Source organism: Cobetia sp. PDI-23MA (genome assembly GCF_059507735.1).
Map to the genome: position 1 here is coordinate 332,965 of NZ_CM183352.1, position 26,641 is coordinate 359,605.

Annotated in this window: 24 protein-coding genes and 4 tRNA genes; 15 read left to right on the plus strand and 13 right to left on the minus strand. The window is 62.7% G+C overall.

The features are described 5' to 3' along the window. Window positions 1-55 precede the first annotated feature (55 nt). Together AC5WNJ_RS01525 and AC5WNJ_RS01530 are read left to right on the plus strand one after the other, a co-directional pair. Window positions 56-1,339 carry a YeaH/YhbH family protein gene (locus AC5WNJ_RS01525; RefSeq protein ID WP_107335619.1) on the plus strand — a complete coding sequence of 428 codons (1,284 nt, stop codon included), beginning with the start codon at window positions 56-58 and terminating at the stop codon, window positions 1,337-1,339. Window positions 1,340-1,422: 83 nt separating this feature from the next. Next, the gene (locus AC5WNJ_RS01530; RefSeq protein ID WP_253063171.1) at window positions 1,423-2,988 is read left to right on the plus strand and encodes a SpoVR family protein; all 1,566 of its coding nucleotides are present in this window, start codon (window positions 1,423-1,425) and stop codon (window positions 2,986-2,988) included. A gap of 178 nt (window positions 2,989-3,166) precedes the next feature. Here the strand turns inward: AC5WNJ_RS01530 and AC5WNJ_RS01535 are convergent, their stop codons facing one another. Then, window positions 3,167-3,484, minus strand: a complete 318-nt coding sequence (locus tag AC5WNJ_RS01535; RefSeq protein WP_253062927.1) for a high-potential iron-sulfur protein — start codon at window positions 3,482-3,484, stop codon at window positions 3,167-3,169. Between the two features lie 448 nt (window positions 3,485-3,932). Between AC5WNJ_RS01535 and AC5WNJ_RS01540 the strand changes: the two genes are divergently transcribed. Next, on the plus strand, window positions 3,933-4,799 hold the full coding sequence (locus tag AC5WNJ_RS01540; RefSeq protein ID WP_253062929.1) for a DNA/RNA non-specific endonuclease: 867 nt from the start codon (window positions 3,933-3,935) through the stop codon (window positions 4,797-4,799). 331 nt (window positions 4,800-5,130) lie between these two features. Here the strand turns inward: AC5WNJ_RS01540 and AC5WNJ_RS01545 are convergent. From AC5WNJ_RS01545 to AC5WNJ_RS01560, 4 genes are all read right to left on the minus strand, one after another. Beyond that, window positions 5,131-5,217 (minus strand) — tRNA-Leu (locus tag AC5WNJ_RS01545). 100 nt (window positions 5,218-5,317) lie between these two features. After that, window positions 5,318-5,404: transfer RNA gene (locus AC5WNJ_RS01550), tRNA-Leu, on the minus strand. Window positions 5,405-5,446: 42 nt separating this feature from the next. Further along, window positions 5,447-5,533: transfer RNA gene (locus AC5WNJ_RS01555), tRNA-Leu, on the minus strand. A 123-nt stretch (window positions 5,534-5,656) separates the two neighbouring features. Next, window positions 5,657-5,743 (minus strand) — tRNA-Leu (locus tag AC5WNJ_RS01560). Window positions 5,744-6,083: 340 nt separating this feature from the next. Here AC5WNJ_RS01560 and rnr point away from each other — a divergent pair. From rnr to AC5WNJ_RS01610, 10 genes are all read left to right on the plus strand, one after another. Continuing rightward, the gene (rnr, locus tag AC5WNJ_RS01565) at window positions 6,084-8,795 is read left to right on the plus strand and encodes a ribonuclease R (protein WP_253062930.1); all 2,712 of its coding nucleotides are present in this window, start codon (window positions 6,084-6,086) and stop codon (window positions 8,793-8,795) included. Window positions 8,796-8,963: 168 nt separating this feature from the next. Next, window positions 8,964-9,875, plus strand: a complete 912-nt coding sequence (gene rlmB / locus AC5WNJ_RS01570) for a 23S rRNA (guanosine(2251)-2'-O)-methyltransferase RlmB (RefSeq protein WP_495930348.1) — start codon at window positions 8,964-8,966, stop codon at window positions 9,873-9,875. Window positions 9,876-10,179: 304 nt separating this feature from the next. Then, on the plus strand, window positions 10,180-10,560 hold the full coding sequence (gene rpsF, locus AC5WNJ_RS01575; RefSeq protein WP_176676041.1) for a 30S ribosomal protein S6: 381 nt from the start codon (window positions 10,180-10,182) through the stop codon (window positions 10,558-10,560). A 26-nt stretch (window positions 10,561-10,586) separates the two neighbouring features. After that, entirely contained in the window at window positions 10,587-10,814 is a 228-nt protein-coding gene (rpsR, locus tag AC5WNJ_RS01580; protein ID WP_024952281.1) for a 30S ribosomal protein S18, read from the plus strand. Window positions 10,815-10,826: 12 nt separating this feature from the next. Continuing rightward, entirely contained in the window at window positions 10,827-11,681 is an 855-nt protein-coding gene (locus AC5WNJ_RS01585) for a hypothetical protein (RefSeq protein ID WP_253063183.1), read from the plus strand. A gap of 12 nt (window positions 11,682-11,693) precedes the next feature. Further along, the gene (rplI, locus tag AC5WNJ_RS01590) at window positions 11,694-12,140 is read left to right on the plus strand and encodes a 50S ribosomal protein L9 (RefSeq protein WP_175089989.1); all 447 of its coding nucleotides are present in this window, start codon (window positions 11,694-11,696) and stop codon (window positions 12,138-12,140) included. Between the two features lie 263 nt (window positions 12,141-12,403). Next, window positions 12,404-13,792 carry a replicative DNA helicase gene (gene dnaB, locus AC5WNJ_RS01595; protein ID WP_253062932.1) on the plus strand — a complete coding sequence of 463 codons (1,389 nt, stop codon included), beginning with the start codon at window positions 12,404-12,406 and terminating at the stop codon, window positions 13,790-13,792. A gap of 86 nt (window positions 13,793-13,878) precedes the next feature. Next, window positions 13,879-14,166 (plus strand): hypothetical protein, encoded by a 288-nt coding sequence (locus tag AC5WNJ_RS01600; RefSeq protein WP_176676043.1) that lies wholly within the window; start codon window positions 13,879-13,881, stop codon window positions 14,164-14,166. A gap of 222 nt (window positions 14,167-14,388) precedes the next feature. After that, window positions 14,389-16,251: a bifunctional diguanylate cyclase/phosphodiesterase gene (locus AC5WNJ_RS01605; RefSeq protein ID WP_253062934.1), complete on the plus strand. Its 1,863-nt coding sequence runs from the start codon at window positions 14,389-14,391 to the stop codon at window positions 16,249-16,251. Window positions 16,252-16,465: 214 nt separating this feature from the next. After that, the gene (locus tag AC5WNJ_RS01610) at window positions 16,466-16,822 is read left to right on the plus strand and encodes a DUF6482 family protein (RefSeq protein WP_253062936.1); all 357 of its coding nucleotides are present in this window, start codon (window positions 16,466-16,468) and stop codon (window positions 16,820-16,822) included. A 16-nt stretch (window positions 16,823-16,838) separates the two neighbouring features. On the opposite strand, the gene AC5WNJ_RS01615 is transcribed toward AC5WNJ_RS01610, so the two are convergent. After that, the gene (locus AC5WNJ_RS01615) at window positions 16,839-17,225 is read right to left on the minus strand and encodes a thiol-disulfide oxidoreductase DCC family protein (protein WP_253062938.1); all 387 of its coding nucleotides are present in this window, start codon (window positions 17,223-17,225) and stop codon (window positions 16,839-16,841) included. Beyond that, on the minus strand, window positions 17,222-18,904 hold the full coding sequence (locus AC5WNJ_RS01620) for a cryptochrome/photolyase family protein (RefSeq protein ID WP_253062940.1): 1,683 nt from the start codon (window positions 18,902-18,904) through the stop codon (window positions 17,222-17,224). The genes AC5WNJ_RS01615 and AC5WNJ_RS01620 overlap by 4 nt, the downstream gene beginning before the upstream one ends. Before the next feature lie 98 nt (window positions 18,905-19,002). Here AC5WNJ_RS01620 and AC5WNJ_RS01625 point away from each other — a divergent pair, with 98 nt between their 5' ends. Together AC5WNJ_RS01625 and hemH are read left to right on the plus strand one after the other, a co-directional pair. Then, entirely contained in the window at window positions 19,003-19,146 is a 144-nt protein-coding gene (locus AC5WNJ_RS01625) for a hypothetical protein (RefSeq protein WP_495930349.1), read from the plus strand. Between the two features lie 17 nt (window positions 19,147-19,163). Then, window positions 19,164-20,153, plus strand: coding sequence for a ferrochelatase (hemH, locus tag AC5WNJ_RS01630; RefSeq protein WP_253062942.1), 990 nt, complete (start codon window positions 19,164-19,166; stop codon window positions 20,151-20,153). Window positions 20,154-20,344: 191 nt separating this feature from the next. Here hemH and AC5WNJ_RS01635 read toward each other — a convergent pair whose 3' ends face one another. The 6 genes from AC5WNJ_RS01635 to AC5WNJ_RS01660 are packed head-to-tail and all read right to left on the minus strand — an operon-like array spanning window position 20,345 to window position 26,214. Then, on the minus strand, window positions 20,345-20,746 hold the full coding sequence (locus AC5WNJ_RS01635) for a Na+/H+ antiporter subunit G (RefSeq protein WP_253062944.1): 402 nt from the start codon (window positions 20,744-20,746) through the stop codon (window positions 20,345-20,347). 18 nt (window positions 20,747-20,764) lie between these two features. Continuing rightward, window positions 20,765-21,034, minus strand: coding sequence for a K+/H+ antiporter subunit F (locus tag AC5WNJ_RS01640; RefSeq protein WP_043334744.1), 270 nt, complete (start codon window positions 21,032-21,034; stop codon window positions 20,765-20,767). Next, window positions 21,028-21,528: a Na+/H+ antiporter subunit E gene (locus tag AC5WNJ_RS01645; RefSeq protein ID WP_176676047.1), complete on the minus strand. Its 501-nt coding sequence runs from the start codon at window positions 21,526-21,528 to the stop codon at window positions 21,028-21,030. The genes AC5WNJ_RS01640 and AC5WNJ_RS01645 overlap by 7 nt, the downstream gene beginning before the upstream one ends. Further along, window positions 21,525-23,066, minus strand: a complete 1,542-nt coding sequence (locus AC5WNJ_RS01650) for a monovalent cation/H+ antiporter subunit D (RefSeq protein ID WP_253062946.1) — start codon at window positions 23,064-23,066, stop codon at window positions 21,525-21,527. Before AC5WNJ_RS01650 ends, AC5WNJ_RS01645 begins: the two co-directional genes overlap by 4 nt. Continuing rightward, window positions 23,066-23,422 (minus strand): Na+/H+ antiporter subunit C, encoded by a 357-nt coding sequence (locus tag AC5WNJ_RS01655; protein WP_166019703.1) that lies wholly within the window; start codon window positions 23,420-23,422, stop codon window positions 23,066-23,068. Before AC5WNJ_RS01655 ends, AC5WNJ_RS01650 begins: the two co-directional genes overlap by 1 nt. Beyond that, window positions 23,422-26,214, minus strand: a complete 2,793-nt coding sequence (locus AC5WNJ_RS01660) for a monovalent cation/H+ antiporter subunit A (RefSeq protein WP_176676049.1) — start codon at window positions 26,212-26,214, stop codon at window positions 23,422-23,424. The genes AC5WNJ_RS01655 and AC5WNJ_RS01660 overlap by 1 nt, the downstream gene beginning before the upstream one ends. Window positions 26,215-26,641: the final 427 nt, after the last annotated feature.

A 26,641-nucleotide genomic window follows, 5' to 3' on the forward strand; every position in this document is an offset into this window, starting at 1 on the left:
CGCCGGCACTTGCCATCCGGCCATCCGCTGAGGGCGGGGCCGGCAAGGAGGGCGAATGAGTTATTTCATTGATCGACGCAGCAATGCACGCAACAAGAGTGCAGTGAATCGACAGCGCTTCATTCGGCGCTATCGCAGTCATATCAAGCGGGCGGTGGAGGATGCCGTCAATCGGCGCTCCATCACCGACATGGAGCGCGGTGAGGAAGTCTCCATCCCGACGCGTGACATTTCCGAGCCGGTCTTCCAGCACGGGCAGGGCGGCAAGCGGCGTGTGATCAATCCCGGCAACAAGGAATTTGTCGAAGGGGACCGCATGCGCCGGCCCGGCGGTGGTGGTGGGGGAGGTGGCAGTGGCGAAGGCCAGGCCTCCAATCAGGGCGAAGGGGAAGACGACTTTGCCTTCACCCTGTCGCGTGAGGAATTTCTCGAGTTCGTCTTCGACGGACTGGAACTGCCGCATCTGGAGCGCAAGCAGATCGCGGACATGGAAGAGGTGCGCCCAGTGCGCGCGGGGATTGCGCGTGACGGCACACCGGCACGTATCAACATCGTTCGCTCGATGCGCTCGGCACAGGCGCGGCGCATCGCGATGCGTTCCCCGATCAAGCGAGCGCTGAAGGAGGCTGTCGAAGCGCTGGAGCAGGAGGAGCGCAAGGACCCGGTGCTGCGCAACAAGGTGCGCATCAGTGAGCTCAAGGCGGAAATCGAGCGGCTCGAGGCGCGCCTCAAGGCGGTGCCGTTCCTCGATACCTATGATCTGCGCTACAACCACCTCATCAATCAGCCGATGCCGTCCAACAAGGCGGTGATGTTCTGCGTGATGGATGTCTCGGGGTCGATGACCCAGGCGCACAAGGACATCGGCAAGCGTTTCTTCCTGTTGCTGTATCTGTTCCTGGAGCGCAACTACGAGAAGGTCGAGCTGGTCTTCATCCGTCATCACACCGCTGCCAAGGAAGTCGATGAGGAGGAGTTCTTCTACTCCCGCGAGACCGGCGGCACCATCGTGTCCAGTGCCCTCACGCTGCTCGATGAGGTGATCGAATCGCGCTACCCGGCCGGCGAGTGGAATCTCTACGTGGCGCAAGCCTCGGATGGCGACAACTGGGACGACGATTCCACCAATTGTCGCGAACTGATGATCAAGAAGCTGATGCCGCGCCTGCAGTATTACGCCTATGTGGAGATCACGCCGCATGCCCATCAGGCGCTATGGGAGGAATACGAGCGGGTCGAGGCGGAATTTCCGGAACGTTTTGCCATGCAGCAGATTGTCGAGGCAGGCGACATCTACCCGGTATTCCGCGAGCTGTTCAAGCGCCGCATCAGCGCCTGATCACATCATGCGACGTGCCCGGCAGTCACGCCGGGTCAGGAGGCCTCATGAGTCATGGTCTTGATGGCGGTCTTGATGACCGAATGGGCAAGCACATCGATAGCCGGCTGGAAGATACCCAACCGGCCAGCGGGTCGGATTGGACCTTCGAATTGCTCGAGCATTTCGAAAGCGAGATCGCGCGCATCGCCGCGCAGTACAAGCTGGATATCTACCCCAACCAGATCGAGGTGATCACGTCCGAGCAGATGATGGATGCCTACGCCAGCATCGGCATGCCGGTCGGCTACCATCACTGGTCGTTCGGCAAGCAGTTCCTGTCGGTGGAGCAGGCGTATCGGCGAGGGCAGATGGGGCTGGCCTATGAGCTGGTGATCAACTCCGACCCGTGCATCGCCTATCTGATGGAAGAGAACACCCTGATGATGCAGATTCTGGTCATGGCGCATGCCTGCTATGGCCACAACAGCTTCTTCAAGGGCAATTATCTGTTCCGCACCTGGACGGATGCCTCGGCGATCATCGACTACCTCGTCTTCGCGCGGAAATACGTGTCCGAGTGCGAGGAGCGTCATGGCGTGGACGCCGTCGAGCAGCTGCTCGATGCCTGCCATGCGCTGCAGAACTATGGCGTGGATCGCTACAAGCGTCCTTCAGCCATCTCGCCGGAAGAGGAGGTCCAGCGTCAGCAGGAGCGAGAGGCCTACCTGCAGGCCCAGGTGAATGCGCTTTGGACCACGATTCCCCAGGCGGGCGAAGAGGATGAGGTGGTCGATGAGGTCAATGATCCTCTCGGTCTGCATCGCCGCGGACACTATCCGCCGGAACCGCAGGAGAACCTGCTCTATTTCATCGAGAAGAATGCCCCGTTGCTGGAGCCCTGGCAGCGCGAGCTGGTGCGTATCGTGCGCAAGCTGGCGCAGTACTTCTATCCGCAGCGCCAGACGCAGGTGATGAACGAGGGATGGGCATGTTTCTGGCACTACACCATCATGAATCAGCTCTACGATGAGGGGGTGATCGGCGAGGGCGTGATTCTCGAGTTCCTGCAGTCGCATACCTCGGTGGTGCAGCAGCCCGGCTTCGATCACCCGCATTACAACGGCATCAATCCCTATGCGCTGGGCTTCGCGATGTTCACCGATATCAAGCGTATCTGTGAGCACCCCGACGATGAGGATCGTGAGTGGTTCCCGGATATCGCCGGCAGCGACTGGCTGGAAACGGTGCACTTCGCGATGCGCAACTTCAAGGATGAGTCCTTCATCCAGCAATTCCTGTCGCCCAAGGTGATCCGGGATCTCAAGCTGTTCTCGCTGGTCGATGATGACAGCGATGAGCATCTCGTCATTGACGCCATTCACGACAGTCGTGGTTACAAGCGCATTCGTGAGGCGCTGTGCGTGCAGTACGCGCTGAGCCATCGTGAGCCGAATATCCAGGTGTGGGCCGCCAATATTCGCGGTGATCGCTCGCTGACCCTACGCCATGTGCAGGATGATCGCCGCCCGCTGGCGCGCAGCGTCTACCCCGTGATGCGCTATCTGCACCAGCTTTGGGGTTTCCCCGTTCATCTGGAGTCGATGGAGAGCGATGAGGTGGCAAGGCGCTACCAGTGGCCGCTGCCGGAGGATGCCAATCTCGGCTGACAGGGCTTCAGGGGGAGTTCATGGCGGCTCAAGGCGGTATCGAGGGGGGGGCTGACCTGACCGGCGCGCAATCGGCATGAGACAGGCATGAAAAAACCGCCGTGAGGACATCCTCGCGGCGGTTTTCTTGTTTCAGTGGGCTCTCGTGCTTTCAGCCAGAGAGCTTCGATTGAGCGCCTCAGGCCGGACGCTTGGTCCAGGACTGACACCAGCCCTTCGGCTCGACGCTATGGCTGGGAAAAAGCTGGCAGCCCTCGTTCTCGGGCTTGTAGAACATGCAGTTGGCGCAGTCCGAACCCGGCTTGAAGGCGGGATGATCCTCGGCCTCACTGGCGACCTCCACATAGTTGAGCGCCTTTGCCTGTGGGTTGGAGGTGTCCAGGCGCGGCAGGCCGGCGGCAAGGGCGCGTGGCGAGAGTATGGCGGCGCCCAGTGGCAGGGCTGCGAGCCCCAGCAGGCTATTGCGCATGAAGTTACGGCGGCTCTGATTGGCCATGGTCGGATTCCTTCTCATCAATGGAGCACAACCGTCGGGATGTGCTGCGGTCACGGCTCGCCTGTCAGGAGGCGCTTGCATGTCAGTCGTTGCAGTGTCGCGGGTGCCACTGGCACCTTGATGGGCACTCTGTGTGGCATTGCTGACCGCTTGCTGGCATTCATGGATGCAGGTGGCATGCCAGATGCTGAACATGTGGTCAGGTTCTGCGCCATCAGTGTTCGGGCAGATTTGTCAGGAGGTCTCTGCTCGCCGATGGTGCATCAAGCGGGTGCTACCTGTTTATTGTGGCTTGAGTTGGGGCAACCGTCAGCCTCGCTGGCATAACTCTGGCATGATGGAATCGACGCAGTAGCGTGAATGACATCGCTGTGGCCCGCGAGCCATGGCGAAATGATGAATGCATGCCTTGCCGAGGTAATTGCAACGACAAGAAGGAAATGGCGGGATGCTGGATGTGATGGATGATATTCGCTCGGCCGGCCGTAAGCTGTGGCGAGGCTTCGGGGTCAGCGTGGTGTTTGCACTGGTAGGGGGTGGGCTCTGGTGGTGGCAGGAGCGCGACTACCAGCAATTCTACGTCTGGCAGGGCGTGCCGCAGGCGCGTGCGCTGGACTGGAAGACGCTGGCGCGTGGCTTGCGCAGCGATGCCTATCTGGTGGGGTGGTCTGATCTGCGTGCCAACCCGTTGTGGGTGACATGGCGGCTCGAGAATACTCAAGGGTCGCGGCTGGGGGAGCGTCCTGACAAGTTCGAGCGCGACTGGCGCTCACTGTGGCCCGTCACGCCGGATAGCTATCGCAACAGTGGCTACGATCGTGGGCACCTGGCGCCCAACTACGCCATCGGCAAGATCTACGGCGTCAAGGCGCAGCATCAGACCTTCCGCATGACGAATATCTCGCCACAGACACCGGCGCTCAATCGCAAGCTTTGGCAACGGCTGGAAGCCGCCATCATGGACAGCATCCTGCCGCGTGAAGGTACGCTGTGGATCACGGCAGGACCGGTCTTCAGCGGCAGTATCGAGCGGCTGCCCAATCTGATCGAGATTCCCGATGCCTTCTACAAGATCATCATCTCGCCCGGTTCGGGCCGGCAGGCACCGCGTGCGTTGGCATTTCTCTTTCCGCAGCAGGTGAGGGGAGATGAGCCGCTGGATCGCTTTCTGGTCAGCATCGACCGCATCGAGTCACTGACAGGGCTGGACTTCTTCCATGAGCTTCCCGATGACGTCGAGCAGCGCCTCGAGGCACAAGTCGTGCGCGATGGCTGGCAGGTGGACAGTTTCAGTCGTACGCCATCACGTTATTGAGCGCACAGGGAGAGGCGGGTGACATAGGAGCCTAATCAGCGCCAAGCCAAGGTCCGACTGACAGGAACGTACTGAAGGAGTTCGGCGGACGGGTGCCGACTGAAGGGGTGTAGCTGAAAAGAGTTATCCACAATGTCTGGCGTGGCAATGGGTGTGGACAAGTTGCGTATGAGGAGGGCGGTATTTTCTTCGAAGCATGCGAAAGGCAACGCAGGGCAGGGCGCTGTGGGTCTAGGCAAAACAAGAGGGTGAGTCAGTCAGGATATTGCAAGGGGGGAGTATCGCGATGTGAGCAGCAGGTGCTGCGAGGATGCATCGGATATCAACTTGATGGTGCCCAGAAGAGGACTTGAACCTCCACGTCCATAAGGACACTAGCACCTGAAGCTAGCGCGTCTACCAATTCCGCCATCTGGGCATCAAGTTGTGTGCTGAAGCCTCAAGAGCTGAGTCTTGCAGCTGAACGAGCATGAGATCCTTGGTAGTGGATACCATGTTCCCTGTTCGAGTGCGCATCGTGGTGCCCAGAAGAGGACTTGAACCTCCACGTCCATAAGGACACTAGCACCTGAAGCTAGCGCGTCTACCAATTCCGCCATCTGGGCGAAGCGCGATACAGGGGTCGTTCGTTGTGAGTCTGACGTCCGTGGTGCCCAGGAGAGGACTTGAACCTCCACGTCCATAAGGACACTAGCACCTGAAGCTAGCGCGTCTACCAATTCCGCCACCTGGGCAGACATCAGAACTCGTTTCGGCCCGTAGACCCGGATCAGCAATCAAGTTATTGAAACTTAAATGCTTTACCCGCTTTCTGGTATCCATCTTAACGTGTGTCACGCCAACATGAAACCCGAAATTGGTGCCCAGAAGAGGACTTGAACCTCCACGTCCATACGGACACTAGCACCTGAAGCTAGCGCGTCTACCAATTCCGCCATCTGGGCAAGTGGTGCCGAATAATACGGATGTACTGCGGGAATGCAAGCTTTTTCTTTCATGCCTTGTTGAGCGGGCCGCAGAAAGCCTCTCTCGCTTCATGAGGATAGACAGAGGCCAGAGAGAGGACAGACAGATGAAGCTCATCGATTGGCGAGCTTTCAGACTTGAGAGTCTGGCCTCGGGCCGCCATTGAGAGCACTGAATGGCCCCTCCGCCGTGATGAGTGGCGGGGAATGGTTGGGTCGGCCCAAGGGTAGAGGCTATAATGCGCGGATGAGAGACAATCTGTCATTCCGTGCCGCGATCGCTGCCCGTCTCGAATTCATCGTCAAGGAATCCTGATTAATGACCCAATGGACGCTCAGCGACGACCCGCACGCGGAACGCGAAGCCCATAAGTACGACAAGCCCATCCCCAGCCGAGAGTTCTTGCTCGACAAGCTGGAAGAGTATGGCAAGCCCATTACCCACGAGAACATGAGCCGCATGCTCGGTTTCGAGGACGAGGAGCAGCAGGAAGCTGTGCGTCGTCGTCTCAATGCCATGGAGCGTGACGGTCAGGTGCTGCGCAATCGTCGCGGCGCCTATGCCCTGATCGACAAGCTGGACCTGATCCGTGGCCGCATCGTCGGTCACCGTGACGGCTTCGGCTTCCTGGCGCGCGAAGATGGCGTCAAGCCGGACCTCGCCGTGCCGCCGCGCCAGATGCGTCGTGTCTTCCATGGCGATCAGGTGCTGGCGCGCATCAGCGGCCGTGACCGTCGTGGCCGTGACGAGATCACCATCGTCGAGGTATTGGCGCGCAACACCCAGACCCTGGTCGGCATCTATCGTCAGTCCGAGCCGGACTTCGGTGTACTGATTCCCGAGAACTCGCGCATCGCGCAGGAAGTCATCATCCCCAACCGCGTGGCCAATGGAGCCAAGGACGGTCAGGTGGTGTCCGTGCGCATCACTCAGCAGCCCGCTACACGCGTTCAGCCAGTGGGTGAAGTGGTCGAGGTGCTCGGTGAGCGCATGGACCCGGGCATGGAAATCGATATCGCGATCCGCTCCCACGATATCCCCAGTGAATTCCCGCCGGAAGTCGAAGACCAGATCTCGACCATCTCCGCCGAGGTGCTGGAAGAAGACAAGAAGGGGCGCATCGACCTGCGCGAGACACCGCTGGTCACCATCGATGGCGAAGACGCGAAGGACTTCGATGACGCCGTCTGTGCCTGGCAGGACGACAGCGGCAACTGGAAACTGCTGGTCGCCATCGCCGATGTCTCCCACTACGTGCGTGGCGGCAGTCCGCTGGATCAGGAAGCCTACGTGCGCGGCAACTCGGTGTATTTCCCAGGGCAGGTCGTGCCGATGCTGCCGGAACTGCTCTCCAATGGACTGTGCTCGCTCAATCCGCACGTCGACCGTCTGACCATGGTCTGCGAGCTGACCATCTCCGCCCGGGATGGTGAGATGCTCGATTATCGCTTCTTCGAGGCCGTGATCCGTTCCCATGCCCGCCTGACCTACAACAAGGTCGGTACCATGCTGGAAGATCCGGACAGCGAAGAGGGTCAGGCACTGTGCCAGCAGTACAGCGAGCTGTTGCCGTCACTGCACAACCTGCATGCCCTGTACGGCGTGCTGCGCAAGGCGCGTGACAAGCGCGGTGCCATCGACTTCGAGACCACCGAGACCCAGATCCTGTTCAACGATGAGCGCAAGATCGAGCAGATCGTGCCGCGTACTCGCAATGACGCGCACAAGCTGATCGAGGAATGCATGCTGGCGGCCAACGTCGCGACGGCGCGTTTCCTGGATGAACATGATCTGCCTGCACTCTATCGTGTCCACAAGCAGCCGGCGCCGGAGCGCCTGAGTAATCTGCGCGCCTTCCTGGGCGAGCTGGGGCTGACGCTGGAAGGTGGTGACGAGCCAGCACCCAAGGACTTCCAGGCACTGCGTGCCTCGATCGCCGAGCGTCCGGACCTCGACATCATCCAGACCGTGATGCTGCGCAGCATGACCCAGGCGGTCTACTCGCCGCAGAACGAAGGTCACTTCGGGCTGGCCTATGATGCCTATGCGCACTTCACCTCACCGATCCGTCGTTATCCGGATCTGCTGGTGCACCGTGCGATTCGCTCCGTCATCCGTGGCCCGCGCAAGACCGACACCGTGCTGCGCGCTGAAGATGCCGTGACCGAGCGCCCGACCAAGTGGTGTCCGTACACCTTCGAGCAGATGCTCGAGCTGGGTGAGCACTGCTCTATGACCGAGCGCCGCGCCGATGAGGCGACGCGTGACGTCAACGACTGGCTCAAGTGCGAGTTCATGAAGGACAAGGTCGGCGAAGTGCTGGAAGGCACCGTCGCGGCGGTCACCCAGTTCGGCCTGTTCGTACGCCTGGATGCCTACTACGTCGAGGGCCTGCTGCACATCTCCTCGCTGCCGTCCGACTACTATCACTACGAGGCCGAGAAGCACCGCCTCAAGGGTGAGCGTGCCGGCGTCAGCTATGGTCTCGGCGATGGCGTCACCGTCCAGGTGGCACGTGTCGACATGGATGAACGCAAGATCGACTTCATGCTCAGCGATCCGACACCGCGCCCCAAGCGCAAGCCGCGCAAGTCGCGCAGCAGCGAGCGAGAGGGTGGCAAGTCATCTGCGGCCAAGAGCAGCTCACCTTCCGGCAAGGAGTCCTCTTCCAAGGGGCGCCCCGGCAAGCGTGAACGCGAGCGTCTCAAGTCCCTGACTGAAGAAGTCAGCCAGGAAGGCAATGGCAGCGCGGCGGCGGCCGAAAAATCGGCAGGTGAGCGTCCGCCGCGCAAGCCGCGCGGTGAGCGCAATGACCGCTCAGGCCGTGGAGAGCGCAAGGCGTCTGCTGGCAATGAGCGTGAGTCTGCGCCTGAAGCGCCGGCAGCAGCGCGTCCGGCCGTGCCGAGTGGCCCGGAAGCCGCCGACAGCCCATTCGCGCCGGTGGCACCGATGGGGGCTGCAGGCAAGGACGATCCGTCGCGCAAGCGCGGTTCGCGCTCGCGCGGGCGTCGCGGTAACGGCCGTAGCTGATTTCGGCTCGGCTCCTCGCGCGTCATTGCAATTGCATCAGCCCCGGCTCCGGTCGGGGCTGATGCGTTGGGCAGTTCAGGCTGCACGATTTCAAGGCTGTCGCGTCGGCGGCAGCGCAGTTTCCGTCAATGTGACAGGGCCCGTCGGGTCATCAGTCAGGAAGGCACAATGAGTCAGGACAAGGGGCGCAAGCCCGGCCGCGGCAAGCCCGCCGGCGAGCGTGCTAGCCACGCCAGAAGTGAGCATTCCCGAGGCGAGCGCAGTGGCGCTCAGCGCCATGAGCGAGGCGGGGCACGCAAGGGTGGCGCTCGCGCCGCTGCGCCGAAGATTCCCTGTGGGCTGGAAGCCGTCTATGGCGTGCATGCCGTGGAAGCCTTGCTGGCACGAGATCGTGCGCCCAGCGAGCTATGGGTGCAAGCGGGCGAGGCCGAGCTGCGCCTGAGCGAGATCATCGAGCAGGCGCGTGCCGCCGGCTCGCGCGTCACCCTCAAGGGGCGCGGGGAGCTGGATGCACTGGCCGTCGGCGGTGGTGCCCATCAGGGGCTGGTCGCGCTGTGCGCGCCACTGGCCACCGAGAACGAGACCGGCCTCAAGCTGCGCCTTGATGGCTGGTCTCACGAAGAAGCTCCGCTGTTTCTGGTGCTGGACTCCGTCACGGATCCGCACAACCTCGGCGCCTGCCTGCGCAGTGCCGATGCCGCGGGCGCCCATGGCGTCATCGTGCCCAAGGACAAGTCGGCTTCCCTGAACGCGACCGTGCGCAAGGTGGCCTGTGGGGCTGCGGAAGTGGTGCCGGTCTATCAGGTCACCAATCTGGCCCGCACGCTGGACGCCATGAAGGAAGCCGGTGTCTGGGTGCTGGGCACGGCGGGCGAAGCCGAATCCATGGCCTTCGAAGCCGACTTCACCGGCCCGGTCGCCATCGTGATGGGTGCCGAGGGCAAGGGCATGCGTCGCCTGACCCGCGAGCATTGCGACAGCCTGATCAAGCTGCCGATGGCGGGTAGCGTCTCCAGCCTCAATGTCTCGGTTGCCGCGGGCATCTGTCTGTTCGAGGCCGTGCGTCAGCGCCGCGGCTGAGGCAATTGTCGGCAGGGGATAGTCAGGAAGGCAGGGCAGAGACAAGCAAGAGAGAGGCGGCCGGCGGAACGGGGCTGGCTGTCTTTCACGGGCCGCTTGCCAAGCCCTTGACTCCTCTCTACAATACTGCGGTTCTGTGAAGTGCAGTCTGCAGTGAATGCGCGGCATGGGGGCACCTGTCCTCGCCCGCGCGCGTCATTCGTGGCCTTCGGGTCTGAATGGTACAACCGTAGTAATCACTCCACTCCTTGCTTCCCGGCCCGAGACGCGCCGTGGGGGCTGTCAAACCGAAAGGAGCCAAGCCATGCGTCACTACGAGATCGTGTTCATGGTCCACCCGGACCAGAGCGAACAGGTTCCGGCCATGATCGAGCGTTACACCTCCATCGTGACCGAAGCCGGCGGTACTGTGCATCGTCTGGAAGATTGGGGTCGCCGTCACCTGGCCTACCCGATCAACAAGATCCACAAGGCCCACTACGTGCTGATGAACGTCGAAACTACCGGTGAGGTGGTTGAAGAACTCGAAACCATCTTCCGTTTCAACGACGCCGTCATCCGTAACCTGGTTGTGCGTTCAAAGGAAGCGGTCATCGAGCCGTCTCCGATGATGAAGCCGGCTGAAGAGAAGCGTCCGCGTCGCGAAGACAAGCGTGACGAATCCGAAGCTCAAGACGCTAACTGATACCGCACCCCCAGGAGGTCATTGCAATGGCACGTTTTTTCCGTCGTCGCAAGTTCTGCCGCTTCACCGCTGAAGGCGTGAAGCAGATCGACTACAAGGACATCGAAGTCCTGAAGTCTTACATCACCGAGACCGGCAAGATCGTCCCGAGCCGTATCACTGGCACCAAGGCACGCTACCAGCGTCAGCTGGCGACTGCCATCAAGCGTGCTCGCTACCTGGCTCTGCTGCCGTACAGCGATAGCCACCAGTAAGGCGACACCATGATGCTGGCACTGGCACGCTGGGCCATGCGCGGCCCCCTGCAATGCATTGCGATTGTATTGCTGACGGGAATCGTGCCCTGGTTCTTCTGGTTCAGTGCCGCCATCAGTGCGCTGGTCACGCTTCGGCGTGGCCTTGCGCCTGCCGCACCCGTAGTCATCGCCGCCGCCGTTCCGGCCGGTTGGTGGTGGGTACAAGGCGATCCGGTGCCTTTGGCAACCGTATTGCTGGTCACCCTGATGGCAACCCTGTTGCGCGCTCGCGTGCGATGGGGGGAGGCGCTGATAGGCGCCAGCCTGACGGCGGCACTGATGGTGCAGTCCGGGATATTCCTGCCACCAGGCGGAGCCGGTCCACTGCTTGAGAGCATTCGCAAGAATGCCCCTGAGCTTGACGCACGCTTGAACGACTTTGCCGCTCAAGGTGTGCCGACTGAACAGCTCGCAGGGCTGGTCATCGGTGGTATTACCGGGTTGGTGGTCCTGCTGGCCGCCACGGGCTGTCTGGCCCTGGCGCGCAGTTGGCAGTCCGGGCTCTACAATCCGGGTGGGTTTCGCCGCGAATTCCATGCCTTTCGGCTGAGTTTGCCCGAAATCCTGATACTGGCAGCCTGCGGGATCATTGGCGTACTGCTCAATGTGCCTGCAGTGCTCCTGCTGATCTGGATACCGCTGCTGGTGGCGGGCATTGCCCTGGTACATGGTTACATCGGGTTAAAGGGGATGAGCGGGTTATGGCTCGTCGGCGTCTATTTCATGATGCTGACCACCTGGCCCACGATTCTGATTTTGCTGCTGTTGGCGCTTGTGGACGTCTTTGCGGATTTTCGCGCACGTCTCGCCGGCAGTCATCGATAAGAGGTTTACGAGATGCAAGTCATTCTGCTCGACAAGATTGGCAAGCTGGGTAACCTGGGTGACCAGGTTTCCGTCAAGGCTGGCTTCGGTCGCAACTACCTGCTGCCGTACGGCCTGGCAGTTCCGGCCACTGCTGAAAACCAGGCAGCTTTCGAAGCTCAGCGCGCTGAGCTGGAAGCACAGGTTGCAGAGCGCAAGGCCGAAGCTGAAGCGCGTGCCGCTCAGCTGAACGAAATCGAACTGTCCCTGGTCGCCAAGGCTGGCGATGAAGGCAAGCTGTTCGGTTCCATCGGTCCGCGTGATCTGGCCGAAGCTATCGCCCAGTCTGGCATCGACGTCGCCAAGAGCGAAGTCCGCATGCCGGAAGGCCCGCTGCGCAACACTGGCGAATACGACATCGTGCTGCAGCTGCACGCTGAAGTGACTGCCACTGTCCGTGTGGTCGTGGTCGGCGAGTAATCGCTGATCTGCAGTGGCTGGCCGGTGATCCGGCGTAGCGACTGCTGCGGTACCCAAGCCGCCTTTGCATCCTTGATGCGAAGGCGGTTTTTTCATGGGCGTGATTTGTCGTCGTCGAGGCGATGACGCACAAAATCCGGTAGAATGCCTGCCCCCGTCAGGAAGAGGCTTCGGCGTGGGCGCGACGGTTGGCAGGCTTGCGTCAATGCGTGAAACTAGAAGCCCCCGCGGGCATGTCAGTCATCAGCAGGAGTCAGTCAGGCATGAGCGAGATTCAGGATCAGGATCGCGAGACGGCAGCGCTCAAGGTGCCGCCCAATTCGCTGGAGGCCGAGCAGTCGGTGCTTGGCGGCTTGATGCTGGACAACAGCGCCTGGGATACGGTCTCCGAGCGGCTGGTGGCCGACGACTTCTACCGTTATGAGCATCGTCTCATCTACAACGCCATGTCTCAGCTGGTCGGCGGCAGCCGCCCGCTGGATGTGGTGACGTTGTCCGAGCTGCTGGAAAGTCGTGACCAGCTCGAGTCGGTCGGCGGGCTGGCGACCCTGGCCGAGCTGGCGCGCAATACGCCCTCGGCCAGCAACATCAAGGCCTATGCTGACATCGTTCGCGAGCGCGCCACGCTGCGCAAGCTCATCCAGGCGGCCAACCAGATTGCCGAGAGCTCCTTCAGCCCGCAGGGGCGTGATGCCGATGAGCTGGTCAACGAGGCCGAGCGCCTGGTGTTCCAGATCAGCGAATCGCGGCCCAAGAGCGGTGGCCCCCAGGGCATGAGTCAGCTGCTGACCGGCGCGGTGGACCGCATCGATGAGCTGTTCAACCTCAAGGGCCAGATGACGGGCCTGTCGACCGGCTTCCGCGATCTCGATGACATGACCTCCGGCCTGCAGCCGTCGGATCTGGTGATCATTGCCGGGCGTCCCTCGATGGGCAAGACCACCTTTGCCATGAATCTGGTCGAGCATGCCGTGGTCTCCGGCGACAAGCCGGTCGCCGTCTTCTCGATGGAGATGCCCGCCGAGTCGCTGATGTTGCGCATGATCTCCTCATTGGGCCGCATCGATCAGACCAAGGTGCGTACTGGCCAGCTGGAAGACGAGGATTGGCCGCGTCTGACTTCGGCGGTCAACCTGCTCAAGGACAAGCAGCTGTTCGTCGATGACACCGCGGCGCTGTCGCCCAACGAGATGCGCTCGCGCTGTCGACGCATGGCGCGTGAACACGGCGGCATCGGTCTGATCATGATCGATTACCTTCAGCTGATGCAGGTGCCGGGGCTTTCCGAGAACCGGACCGCGGAGATCTCCGAGATCTCGCGCTCGCTGAAGGGCCTGGCCAAGGAATTCGACTGCCCGGTGGTGGCGCTCTCGCAGCTGAACCGCTCGCTTGAGCAGCGCCCCAACAAGCGCCCGGTGATGTCGGATCTGCGTGAATCCGGCGCTATCGAGCAGGATGCCGATGTCATCGCCTTCGTCTACCGTGATGAGGTCTACAACAAGGACAACCCCGACAACAAGGGACTGGCCGAGCTGATCATCGGCAAGCAGCGTAACGGCCCCATCGGTACCGTTCACATGGCCTTCATCGGCAAGTACACCCGTTTCGAGGACCTGGCGCCCGACAGTTATGGCCAGGCCTTCGCTGAATAACGTGATGCGTACGCGCGTCAATCATGTACCCGGGCGGCGGCATCGCCGTTGCCTCGCAAGACCCGCACTGACGGGGAGGAGATAGCATGGCAGGTGGATTTGGGCGCGGACGCGCACGTACCCCCAAGCTGCAAGGCCGCGGCACGCTGGAGAGTCTGGAGCGTGAAGGACCCTTCAAGGAATGGCTGGGCATGCCGGACCTCTACCGCTTCACGCTGGTCGTGGAAGGTGAGAGCTACAGCTACCAGACCGAAGACAGCGAAGTGCCGGTAGAGGCTGGCGACATGGTCGTCTTCCGTTACAAGGAGACCAAGGCGGGCAAGTGGATCGACCGCAACTCCCTCGGCAAGGCCATCGACCCCAACTCGCTGTAGGCGTCACTCCAGTGCATGAGGATCACGCCATGCCGGCTGCCAGGCCGGCATGGCGTGATCCGTGTTCATCGAGATGGTCGGTACGTCGAGATGGTCGGTATAACGTCCCCCGGGCAGGATGCCGATCAGGGCTGTGGTATTTCCTCTGCCGGATGAGGCGCCTCATGCGCCGCGTGCAATCTTTGTCATCCCTTTGTCATGTCAGCATGTTCAGATTCTGACATGCTCCCTTCCCCGCCCCTGCAAGCCGCCCATGGCCAGCCTGTCGTCGAATCCTGTCATGCACTGGAGGCGTTGCTGCGTCAGCGCCAGGTGAGCATGCATTTCCAGCCCATCGTGTCGTCCAACGGGCGTGAGGTGTTCGCCTATGAGGCGCTGGCGCGCGGGAATGCCGCGGGGCCACTGGCCTCACCACTGGCGATGTTCTCGGCGGCGCGCGAACACGGCCGGCTGGTGGAACTCGACAGCCTGTGTCGCGAGCGTGCGCTCGAGCAATGGTCGACGCTGGGCCTGACGGAGCGGCTGTTCATCAACGTGTCTCCCGATGTGCTGCTGGATGGCACCCACTCGCCCGGTCTGACGCGACGCCTGCTGCGGCGCTTCGGCCTGCGTCCGCACCAGGTGGTGATCGAGCTGACCGAGCAGACGCCCGGGCTGGATTCGGCGCTGATGCGGGAAGCCGTCAGCCATTATCAATCGATGGGCTTCGCCATCGCGCTGGATGATCTCGGCGAGGGCTATGCCAGCCTCAAGCTGTGGTCGTCGGTGCAGCCGGACTTCGTCAAGATCGACCGTCACTTCATCAGTGGTATCCATGCCGACCCGCTCAAGCGGCGCTTCGTGCGCTCGATCATCGATATCGCCCACGGTAGTGGCAGTCAGGTGATCGCCGAGGGCGTCGAGCGTGAGGCGGAAATGGAGTGCGTGCGACAGCTGGGGGCCGACTACCTGCAAGGCTGGTTGTTCGCGCCGGCCGAGGCCGATCCGCTTGGCCAGCGCGCCGCGCTCGACCGGCATCTGCGCCAGCTGAGTCGCAGGCTGCAGCAGCGCCCGCCGCCTGGCCGCAGCATCGGCAGTCTGGCGCGCGCCGTGACGCCTGTGCAGCAGGATGTCACCGTCAATGAGGTCGCCCAGCGGCTGCATGCCGAGCAGGAGGTGATGTCACTGGCCGTGGTGGACGAACAGCAGCGACCAGTGGGCATGATCATCCGCCATCGCCTGCTGGGGCTGCTGAGTCAGCGCTTCGGGCCGGAACTGTATGCGCGACGCTTGATTCACGAGGTCATGCAGAGCAGTCCGCTGCGCGTCGAGGCGGATGAGACGCTGGAGCGCGTCTCGGCCAAGGTGACCGGCCGCGAAGGCAGTGATCGGGATGAGGACTTCATCATCACGCGCGGCGGGCGCTATCAGGGACTGGGGCGCACTCTGGACTTGCTGCGCATCATCACGGAGCTACAGGTCGCGAGTGCCGAGGAGGCCAATCCATTGACGCGCCTGCCGGGCAACGGACCGATTGAGCGCCAGTTGCTCGGCTGCGTGGCTGGCGCGGGCCTGGGCAAGGGAGAGGGCTTGCGAGAGGACGGCAACGCGCACAGTGCCGAATGGGTGGTGATCTATCTGGATCTCGACAATTTCAAGCCCTTCAATGACCGCTTCGGCCACGCGCTGGGCGACCGCATGTTGCTGGCGCTGGCGACGGTATTGCGCGATGCGCTGCAGGAGGGTGACTTTCTCGGCCATGTCGGCGGCGATGATTTCGTGATGACGCTGTGCATGGCCGAATCCCACCGAGCACTGCGCCTGACAGCGCTCGAGCAACGTCTTGCCGGACTGCAATCGGCATTCCAGCATGCGGTCTCCAGCCTGTATCCGGCCGATGTACTGGCAGCGGGAGGCTTTCAGGGCCACGACCGCTTCGGCACCACGCGCTTCTTCCCGCTGACGCGACTGTCACTGGTGGCGCTGCATGATCTTGCCGGGTGCGAGATGACCCACATCGCCGCGCGCTGGAGCGAGCTCAAGAGCGAAGCCAAGACGCGAGACTCCGGGCGTGTCATCGAGGCATGTACCTCACCAGTGCAGTGATCTCCGCCTGCGAGTCACTCAATCGTCATCCGCCTGCCCCATGACTGTCATCGCTGGCCATCAGTCTGGCGTGAAGCCTTGAAGTACATCCTGAAGCGTCGGGCTGCTGGGGTCAGGATTCGCCCAGCACCTGTTTTCACGGGCTATCCTTGTACCACGTCGTCGTCTTGCGGCCTTGCCATGCGCAGCCCCCTGGATGCGCAGGAGTCTTTACATGTCCAGAACCACCAGCATCTTTACGCCGTCCGCCATCTTTACCAGCAATCTGCAGGCGCTGATGGCCGAATACCCTGCACTGGAGGCGCGCGTGATCAGTCATGCCGCCAGTCGTTTCTATCAGGTTCAGCTGGTGCTGGAAGCCGCCGGCGAGGAAGGGGAGGAGCGCAGCGAGCTGCTGATGAAGCGCGGCAAGCCGATGCTGTTCCGCTCGCTGGAGGATGTCTACAGCGAGCTCAAGCGGGGCGGGATGTCACGGGCGTGGCTGGTCTCGCAGGTCGCCAATGATGAGATGATCGGCCGCCCGCCGCAGTACCACCAGCCCTTGAGCTCGCGTATCCCGCTGAGCTTCTGAGCCCGCGCCTGGTGGCTCAGATGTGCTTTTGAGGCACCCAGTGGCCAATGCGCTCGCGATGGCGGGCGAAGAAGCGGTAACTCAAGTCCATCAGCGGGCGCAGGCCCGGCAGCAGCGACAGGCGCACCAGGCGCCGATAGCCGAGTACCGCATAGAGTGCTCGGCTGGCATCCATGCCGACATACCATTCCCCGCGTGCGTCCTGCACATGCAGACGTCCCATCATCGTCTCGAAGCTCAAGCCCAGCGCCTGAGGCGAGAAATCTGGTGCACGGATGTCCACCGTTATGACTCGCTCCCGCCTCGGATGCCTGGCCAGCCAGGCGACCTCGCGCTGGCACAGGGGACACTTGCCATCGTGATAGAGCGTGACCGGTGAGCTGGCTTGCCAGATGCGGCTCATGAGGATTCCCTGTCGGTGATGAGACTGGAAGGCGCGGCGTAGTAACCGGCGCGATGGGCATCACTGCCATAGTCCGCGGCGCTGTCGAGGCGAGCCAGGAAGGCGTCGGCCTGTTGCAGCAGAGCTTCGCGCTTGTCGTCCTTCATGCGTCGCCAGCTGCCGTAGACCAGTGACATGCGCGGATTGCGCGACAATGCTTCGCGATGGCGCTCGATGAAGTGCCAGTAGAGGCTGTTGAACGGGCAGGCATGCGTGCCGGTGACCTGCTTCGGCGAGTACTGGCACCTGTCGCAGTGATTGGACATGCGGTCGATGTACTTGCCAGAGGCGCAATAAGGCTTGGAGCCCATCAGGCCGCCATCGGCATGCAGCACCATGCCCAGCGTATTGGGCAGCTCGACCCACTCACAGGCGTCCACATAGACCGCCAGATACCAGTCGCATAGCGCCTCGGGCTTCACGCCGCACAGCAGCGCGAAGTTGCCCGTGACCATCAGGCGACGAATATGGTGGGCGTAGGCATGCTCGCGGGTGCTGGCGATGGCCTGATCCAGACAGCGCATGCCGCTGTCTCCCGTCCAGAAGAATTCCGGCAGGTTGCGGCTGGCTTCCAGCCGGTTCTCGCGCTTGTAGCCGGGCATGCGTGTCCAGTAGATGCCGCGAACATATTCGCGCCAGCCGAGTATCTGGCGAATGAACCCTTCCGCCGAATTGATCGGTACATCGCCGCGCCGCCAGGCAGCGTCCACGGCGTTGCAGACCTCCTGCGGGCTCAAGAGCCCGATATTGAGCGCAGCGGACAGGCGTGAATGGAACAGGAAGGGGTCGCTGTCCTCGATGGCATCCTGATAGCGCCCGAAGTCTGCCAGGCAGTGATCGAGAAAATGCGTGAGGTCAGAGCGGGCCTGGGCGCGGGTGACGGCCCAGTTGAAGTTCTCGAGGCTGCCGAAGTGGCGATCCTTGCCACTGGCCTGTTCCCCGAAGCGCGCCGCGACCAGCGCCAGCACCTCGCGAGTGGTCGCATCTTCGTGATGGGCATGCACCGGTGGTGGCGGGGCATGGAAGTCGTCTGGAATCGGTTCGCGGTTGTCGTGGTCGTGATTGAACTTGCCGCCGGCGGGTTCGTTGCCTTCCATCAGCAGGTCGGTGTCACGGCGTTGTTCGCGATAGAAGTATTCCATGCGCAGTTGCTTGCGGCCCTCGGCCCAGCCGGCGAATGCTGCCGGCGTGGTGAAGAAGCGCGTGTCCTCGAGGACTTCCCAGCGCACGCTGCCGGCTTCGCGTCGCGCCATGAAGTCGTCCAGCAGACGCCACTCGCCGGGGCGGGTCACCAGCACGCCATCACACTGATACAGGGCGGCCAGACGTTCTGCCTCGCTGGTTAGACGTTGGAGGTTGTCCGGGTCCTCCAGTCGGCTTTCATGTACCTGCCAGCCACATTCCCTGAGTTCCTGGGCGTGATGGCGCATCGCGGCAAGCATCATCGCGATCTTGTGCGGGTGGTGCGGCACGTAGCGGCCTTCCTCCTCGACCTCGCAGAAGGCGATCACGCTGTCTGCGGGTGCCTGCTTGAGACTTGCCAGGTCATGGCTGAGCTGGTCGCCGAGAACCAGCACCAGTGGCCGCGCAAAGTGATGACGCGTCGCCAGATGCAGAATAGCGGGGGTGGGATCGGGCACGAGGCCTCCGGAGGGGTTGTGACAATAATTGTCTTAAAGCTATACAAATCGTGATGATAGTATAACTTCATCCCTCACGCACAGGGCGAGCTGGTAATATGGATGCGCTGTCGGTGAAGCTGGCTGCGCTGTCGGTGAAGCTGGCTGCGCTGTCGGTGAAGCTGGCTGCGCTGTCGGTGAAGCTGGCTGCGCTGTCGGTGTCAGTGGATGCGCTGCCGCTTTACCTCTCTTCTTGCCCCTAGTCAGGAGTCCATCATCCATGAGTACCCCGCGTTTTGGCGTCATGCTGGTCAATCTCGGCACCCCCGATGCCCCGACCCCCAAGGCGGTGCGCCGTTACCTCGCGGAGTTTCTCGGTGATGTGCGCGTGATCGACCTGCCGCGTCTGCTCTGGCTGCCGATTCTGCATGGCCTGGTGTTGACGACGCGTCCCAAGAAGGTGGCCGAGGCCTACGCCTCGGTGTGGACGGAAGACGGCTCGCCATTGATGGCGATCGGCAAGCGTCAGCGCGCCGCGCTGGAAGCACGCCTGGCCGAGTCACTGGGCGAGGACATTCCCGTCGAGCTGGCGATGACCTACGGCAAGCCGACCATGGAAGAGGTGGGGCGCAAGCTCGCCAGCCGCGGTGCCGACCGCATGCTGATCCTGCCGCTCTATCCGCAGTTCTCGCGCACGACCACCGCCGCGGTCTTCGATCGCCTGGCGCGTGCGCTCAAGCCGTGCCCGCATCTGCCGGAGCTGCGTTTCGTGCGCGACTATCACGATCATCCGGATTACATCGCGGCGCTGGCCGCCAGCGTGCGGGAGCATTGGGAGAAGGAAGGTCGGCGCGGCAAGCGCCTGCTGATGAGCTATCACGGCATTCCCAAGCGCTATGCCACCGCAGGTGACCCCTACCCGACGCAATGCGAGCGAACCAGCCAGTTGCTGGCCGAGGCGCTGGGGCTTGGTGACGATGAATGGGCGATGACCTATCAGTCACGTTTCGGCAAGGCCGAGTGGCTCAAACCGTACACCGATGAAACGCTCAAGGCGTGGGGTGGCGAAGGGCTGGAAAGCGTCGATGTCATCTCGCCGGCCTTCGCGGCTGACTGTCTCGAGACGCTGGAAGAGCTGGAGGAAGAGAACCGCGGCTACTTCACCGAATCCGGTGGTGGCGACTTCCGCTACATTCCGGCGCTCAATGATCGCAGTGATCATATCGATCTGCTCGAGGCGCTGTGTCGTCAGCATACCCAGGGCTGGTAACCAGCAGGCCCGTCAGACTTCTTCCATAGCCTGAGAAATGAAAACGCCCCACCAGTCATCACTGGTGGGGCGTTTTCATGTTGCTTGTCTGTTGTTCGTGAATCCGCTCCTGCGAATCAGCGCTCGTGGCTCAGAGTCAGGAGGGTGAGAGCCTGTCTGGCGAGAGCCGAGAGCCGAGAGCCGAGAGCCGATCACGGCAGGCGGGATTCGCTGGCCTCGGCGTTGACCTCGTCCGGCTCCTCGGCGACTTCAAGTCGCTCCGGCACGTTGCGTGTGCGCTTGTCCGCCACCAGCTTCTGGTGCAGCGCCGCCTTGGATAGCAGATGAGCAGTCACGGGGGCGGTGATGAACAGGAAGATGGACACCAGCATTTCCTGGAAGCTGAAGTGGCCGGTGGTGGCGCGGAAATAGATCATCGACGCCATCAGCACGCAGCCGACCCCCAGCGTGGTGGTCTTGCTGGGGCCGTGCAGGCGCATGTAGAAGTCCTTCAGGTGCGTCAGTCCCAGGGAGCCGATCAAGGCAAACAGGCCGCCGGCAACCAGGAAGAAGGCGATCACGCCTTCGAGGACAGGATAGAACCAGGTGGGCATGGGGAATCTCCGCTCAGGTCATTCGATGATGTCGCCGCGCAGCAGGTACTTGCAGACTGCCACGGTGCTGACGAAACCGAGCATGGCGATCAACAGCGCCGCCTCGAAGTAGGACTTGCTGTTGAGCTGGATGCCGAACAGCACGATAAGGGCGATGGAGTTCACGTACATGGTGTCCACCGCCAGAATGCGGTCCGGCAGGTCCGGCCCGATGGCGAGCCGGAAGACGTTGAGCACCAGCGAGGCGGCGAACAGCGCGATGCTGATCCACAGGGCGATGTCTAGCATTCGAAGATCTCCTTGAGCGGACGCTCGTAGCGCTGGCGGATCTCGTCGATCAACTCCTGCTCATCCTCGACATCCAGTGCGTGGATGATCAGATGGCGACCGTCCAGCGTCAGATAGGCCGAGACCGTGCCCGGCGTCAGCGTGATGGTGCTCGACAGCACGGTGATCGGGAACTTCTCCTCAAGCTCCAGCGGATAGCGCACGAAGGCTGGACGGAACTTGGCGCGCGGATTGAGGATCAGGTAGGACACCTGCAGGTTGGCGATGATGATGTCCATGATCACGCGCAGGAAATAGCTGATCAGCCGCCAGGGCTTCTGGAGGTCGGGCTGCGGCTCCCAGAAGCGGTAGGTCAGGATGGGAATCGCGATGGCCAGCACTGCCCCGAGCAGAATCTGACCGGGCGCGACGCTGTTCTGCAGCATCAGCCAGACAATCAGCAGCAGCACCGACAGCATCGGCGTGGGCAAGAGACGGGAACGAGGCTTGATCATGAGACATCTCCCTTCAACGGCGGTGCGGTTTCGGGTGCCGCGTCCTTGCCGAGCAAGGATTCAAGATAGGGGGCCGGGTTGGACAGCTGCTCGGCGGTGGCCTTGGTCCAGTTCGCCAGCGGCCCCGCGAAGATGACCAGCATCAGCGCGGCCGAGATCAGCCCGCCAGTGGCGATGCCGCGGGCCGCGCCGACCCGCTCGCCGCTGGGTTCGGCCTTGCTGGTGCGCCAGAACACGCTGGAGCCAGCGCGTGAGCAGGCGACCAGCGAGCACAGACCGGCCAGCAGCAGCAGCGGCCACAGCCAGATCTGTTGCTCCGGCGTCGCCGAGGCGAGAATCAGCGCCTTGCCGATGGCGCCCGAGAACGGCGGCAGCCCGACGGCGGCTGCGGTGCCGATCAGGAAGAGGCCGCCCAGCAGGCCTGCCTGCAGCAGCGGGCGCGAGCGCACGATGCGTGCCCCGGCCTTGCCGCGCTGAGCGGCGACCACGTCGACCAGCAGGAAGAGCCCGCCGGTGACCAGCGTCGAGTGGATCAGGTAGAACAGCAGGGCGCTGTCTGCCTCGATCGTGTTCATGCCCAGCGCCGTCAGCAGCGTGCCCACCGACACCATCACCAGATAGGCCACCAGGGTGCGCAGATCACGCGCCGAGAGCACGCCCAGCATCGCCACCACCAGGGTGGCGAGCCCCGCCCACCACAGCCAGTCACGACCGAGGTCCGCCAGTGGGCCAGCATTGTCGGTGAAGATCAGCGAGTAGACGCGCAGGATGGAGTAGATGCCGACCTTGGTCATGATCGCGAACAGCGCCGCCACAGGTGCCGAGGCCGCGGCATAGGCGCGTGGCAGCCAGAAGTACAGCGGCAGCATTGCCGCCTTGAGGCCGAACACCACCAGCAACAGCAGGCCACCGGCTTCCATCAGACCGGCCCGGCCCGGGTCCAGCGTGGTGACGATGACTGCCATATCGGCCATGTTCAGGGTGCCGGTCACGCCGTACAGGATACCCAGCGCGATCAGGAAGAACGCCGAGCCCATCAGGTTCAGTACCACATAGTGCAGTGCCGACAGCGTGCGTGCCTTGCTGCCGCCATGCAGCAGCAGGGCGTAGGAGGCGATCAACAGCACCTCGAAGAACACGAACAGGTTGAACAGGTCGCCGGTCAGGAAGGCGCCGTTGATGCCCATCAGCTGCAGCAGGAACAGACCATGGAAATTGGAGCCGGTCTCATCGATGCCCGCCGTGGCGTACAGACAGGCCAGCAGTCCCAGCAGCGAGCTGAGCAGCACCATGGTCGCCGACAGGCGGTCCAGCACCAGCACGATTCCGAACGGCGGCTGCCAGTCGCCCAGTGCGTAGTAGCGGATGGTGCCATCACCGGCCTGCACCACCAGCGCGATGGCGATGGCCACCATCATTGCCTGGGCCACCAGGCTGACCGTGCGGCGCAGGGCTGGTGAAGTGGCACGACTCAGCAGCAGGCCCGCCCCCACCAGCAGCGGCAGGACAATCGGAAGGACAATCAGGTGTTGCAGCATCACTTGGTGTCCTCTTTCTCTTTCGAATCATCCAGGCGATTGCCGTTGACATGGTCACTGCCCAGATCGCCGCGCGCGCGCATCGCCAGAATGACCACGAAGGCCGTCATGGCGAAGCCGATCACGATGGCGGTCAGCACCAGCGCCTGGGGCAGGGGGTCTGCCGTGGGCGAGCCTGAGCCAACCACGGCTGGTGTGCCATGCATGGCCAGGCCGCCCATGGAGAACAGGAACAGGTTGACGGCGTAGGACAGCAGCGTCAGACCGACCACGACGGGGAAGGTGCGGCCGCGCAGGGTGAGGTAGACACCGCAGGCGGCCAGTAGACCGGTGGTAGTGGCGTAGAGGGCTTCCATCACATCTTCTCCTTGGTCGGGCGATGCGGAGTCGTCAGCTTGCCCAGATTGGCGAGAATCATCAGGGTCGCGCCGACTACGGTCAGGTAGACGCCGAGGTCGAACAGCAGCGCGGTAGCCAGCTCGATTTCCCCGATCACGGGCAGGGTGAAGTGGCCGAAGGAGGATGTCAGGAACGGATAGCCGAACACCCAGCTGCCGGCACCGGTCAGGCCGGCGATCAACACCCCGGCCGCCGCGACGGGCTGATAGGGGAAGCGCAGCCAGCGCTGCGTCCAGTCCACACCACGCGCGATGTAGAGCAGGATGATGGCGACTGCCGTCACCAGACCGGCGATGAAGCCGCCGCCCGGCGCGTTGTGGCCACGCAGGAAGATGTAGACCGAGACCAGCAGTGCCAGCGGCAGCAGCGTCTGGGATACGGTGGCCAGGATCATCGGATGGCGATCCGGCGACCAGCCACGGCCATCCAGGTCACTGGACGGCATGAACAGGCGCAGGCGGTTGAGCAGCTTGAAGATCGCCAGACCCGCAATACCGAGAACGGTGATTTCACCCAGCGTATCGAAGCCACGGAAGTCGACCAGAATCACGTTGACCACGTTATGGCCACCGCCACCGGAGACCGCATTGGCCATGAAGAAGTCGGAGATCGACTCCACCGGGCGGGTCAGGATGGCGAAGTTGAGGCTTGCCACCACCACGCCGAAGGCACTCGCCAGCAGCACGTCGCGCATGATGCGGCGTGCACTGGATTCCTTTGGCGTGCGCTGGGGCAGGAAGAACAGCGCCAGCATCAGCAGGATCATCGTCACCACCTCGACCGCCAGCTGAGTCAGTGCCAGGTCCGGCGCGGCGAAGCGCGCGAAGGCCAGCGAGGTCATCAGGCCGACCACGGACAGCATCAGCAACGAGATCAGCCGCTTGCGGTGGGTGATCGCGGTGCCGAGACCGGCCAGACCGGTGATGATGGCGCCGGTCAGCAGCATGCCATCGAAGGGTTGCTGCTCAAGCTCCCCGCTCAGTTGCGGCACGGCCAGCAGGCCGATGCCGACGAACAGCAGCGCGGTCAGCAGCAGCCACAGCATGTAGCGCTGCAGCGAGCCATTCTCGAAGCTGTCCATGCTGCGCTCGGAAAGCTTGACGAGGCGTTGCACGTTGGCCTCGAACACCAGCAGGGCGTTGCGCGCGCGGAACTGACGCTGGAAGGAATAGAGATGGTGGCGCAGGGCATAGACGGCGACGCCGCCCGCCAGCGCGATGGCACTCATCAGCAGTGGCAGATTGAAGCCGTGCCAGATGGCGAGACTGAAGTCCGGTACCGGTCCGGCCAGCACGCTGGCGGAGGCACTGACCAGCAGGTCCTTGATCACCAGCGACGGCAGGATACCGACCAGCAGACAGATCAGCACCAGCACCTCGATGGGCAGCTTCATGTAGCGCGGCGGCTCATGCGGGGTCTTGGGCAGGTCCTTCGGCTCGCCATTGAAGAAGACGTCGTGGATGAAGCGCAGCGAGTAGGCCACCGACAGGATGCCGCCAAGGGTCGCCAGCGCCGGAATCAGCCACGACAGGCCGCCCAGCAGCTGGGCATCGAGACTCTCGGCGAAGAACATCTCCTTGGACAAAAAGCCGTTGAGCAGCGGCACACCGGCCATCGAGGCCGAGGCGACCATCGCCAGCACCGTGGTATGCGGCATGTAGCGATACAGGCCGTTGAGCTTGCGGATGTCACGCGTGCCGCACTCGTGATCGACGATGCCGGCAGCCATGAACAGCGAGGCCTTGAAGGTGGCGTGGTTGATGATGTGCAGCAGGCCCGCGACGGCGGCCATCTGGCTGTTGAAGCCGAACAGCAACGTGATCAGGCCCAGGTGACTGATAGTCGAGAAGGCCAGTACGCCCTTGAGGTCCTGCTTCATCAGCGCGAACCAGGCGCCATACAGCAGGGTGGCCAGGCCGGTCAGGCTGACGATGTAGAACCACAGGTCTGTCCCTGCGAGCACCGGGTGCATGCGCGCCAGCAGGAAGACACCGGCCTTGACCATGGTGGCGGAGTGCAGGAAGGCGGACACTGGCGTCGGTGCCGACATCGCATGGGGCAGCCAGAACTGGAACGGGAACTGGGCCGACTTGGTGAAGGCGCCCAGCAGCACCAGCACCAGCGCGACCGGATAGAGCTCGTGGGAGCGGATCTGGTCCGCCGCGGCCAGCACGTCATCGAACTGGTAGCTGCCGACGATATGTCCGATGACCAGGATACCGGCCAGCAGTGCCAGGCCCCCGGCGCCGGTGACGGTCAGGGCCATGCGGGCGCCCTTGCGCGCCTCGCTCAGCTGGTACCAGTAACCGATCAGCAGGAAGGAGCTCAGGCTGGTCAGCTCCCAGAACACCCACATCAGCAGCAGGTTGTCTGCCATCACGATGCCGAGCATCGCGGTCATGAACAGCATCAGGAAGCTGTAGAGGCGTGCCAGCGAATCCTCGCCCGACAGGTAATAGCGGGAATAGAGAATGATCAGCAGGCCAATGCCGAGAATCAGCAGCACGAACAGCCCCGACAGGCCATCGAAGCGCAGCGACAGGTGGAGTCCCAGCTCCGCGATCCAGGGCAGATGGAACTGGGGCACCATGCCCGAGAAGACGTCCCCAAGGTGGAAGACGGCGATACCGAGTGCCAGGGCAGGTGCCACCGCGGTCAGCCAGGCAAGGCGTGCACGGGGCAGGTTTCTGGCCATCAAGGGCACCAGAGCACCGAGTAACGGCAATAGCACGATCAACAGCAGGGTCATGGAAGACTCGCTCCAGTCGTTGTTGTAGTACGTAGTCCGTCATTCGTGGGCAGCGCAGACACAGGCTCAGGGCCGGACTGCCAGCTTCGAGATCGGGAGGCGGAGTTTCGGCCACTGGGTGCCGACAGAATAGGCGAGCACACTGCAGGTTGCCGCGATGAAGTGCCGGTCACACGAGACTCTGTCAGGCAGGCGTTCTCGTGGGGCCATGCGAGACACGACATGCGTCACGCGGCAACAAGGGGTGGCAGTGGCTAGCTCAGGCTGCACGGAGGATCTGGCGCGAGTTCAGCGCGTCAATCGCTCCGGGCATGACGTTACCGTCGCAAGGGGCGGATCCGTCAGGAAGGGGAGTCGCACGGCACGAGGTGCCAGCATCCAGGATGGGATGAGGTCCGCAGCGCGTCCCCGACTGCCCGCAACGGAC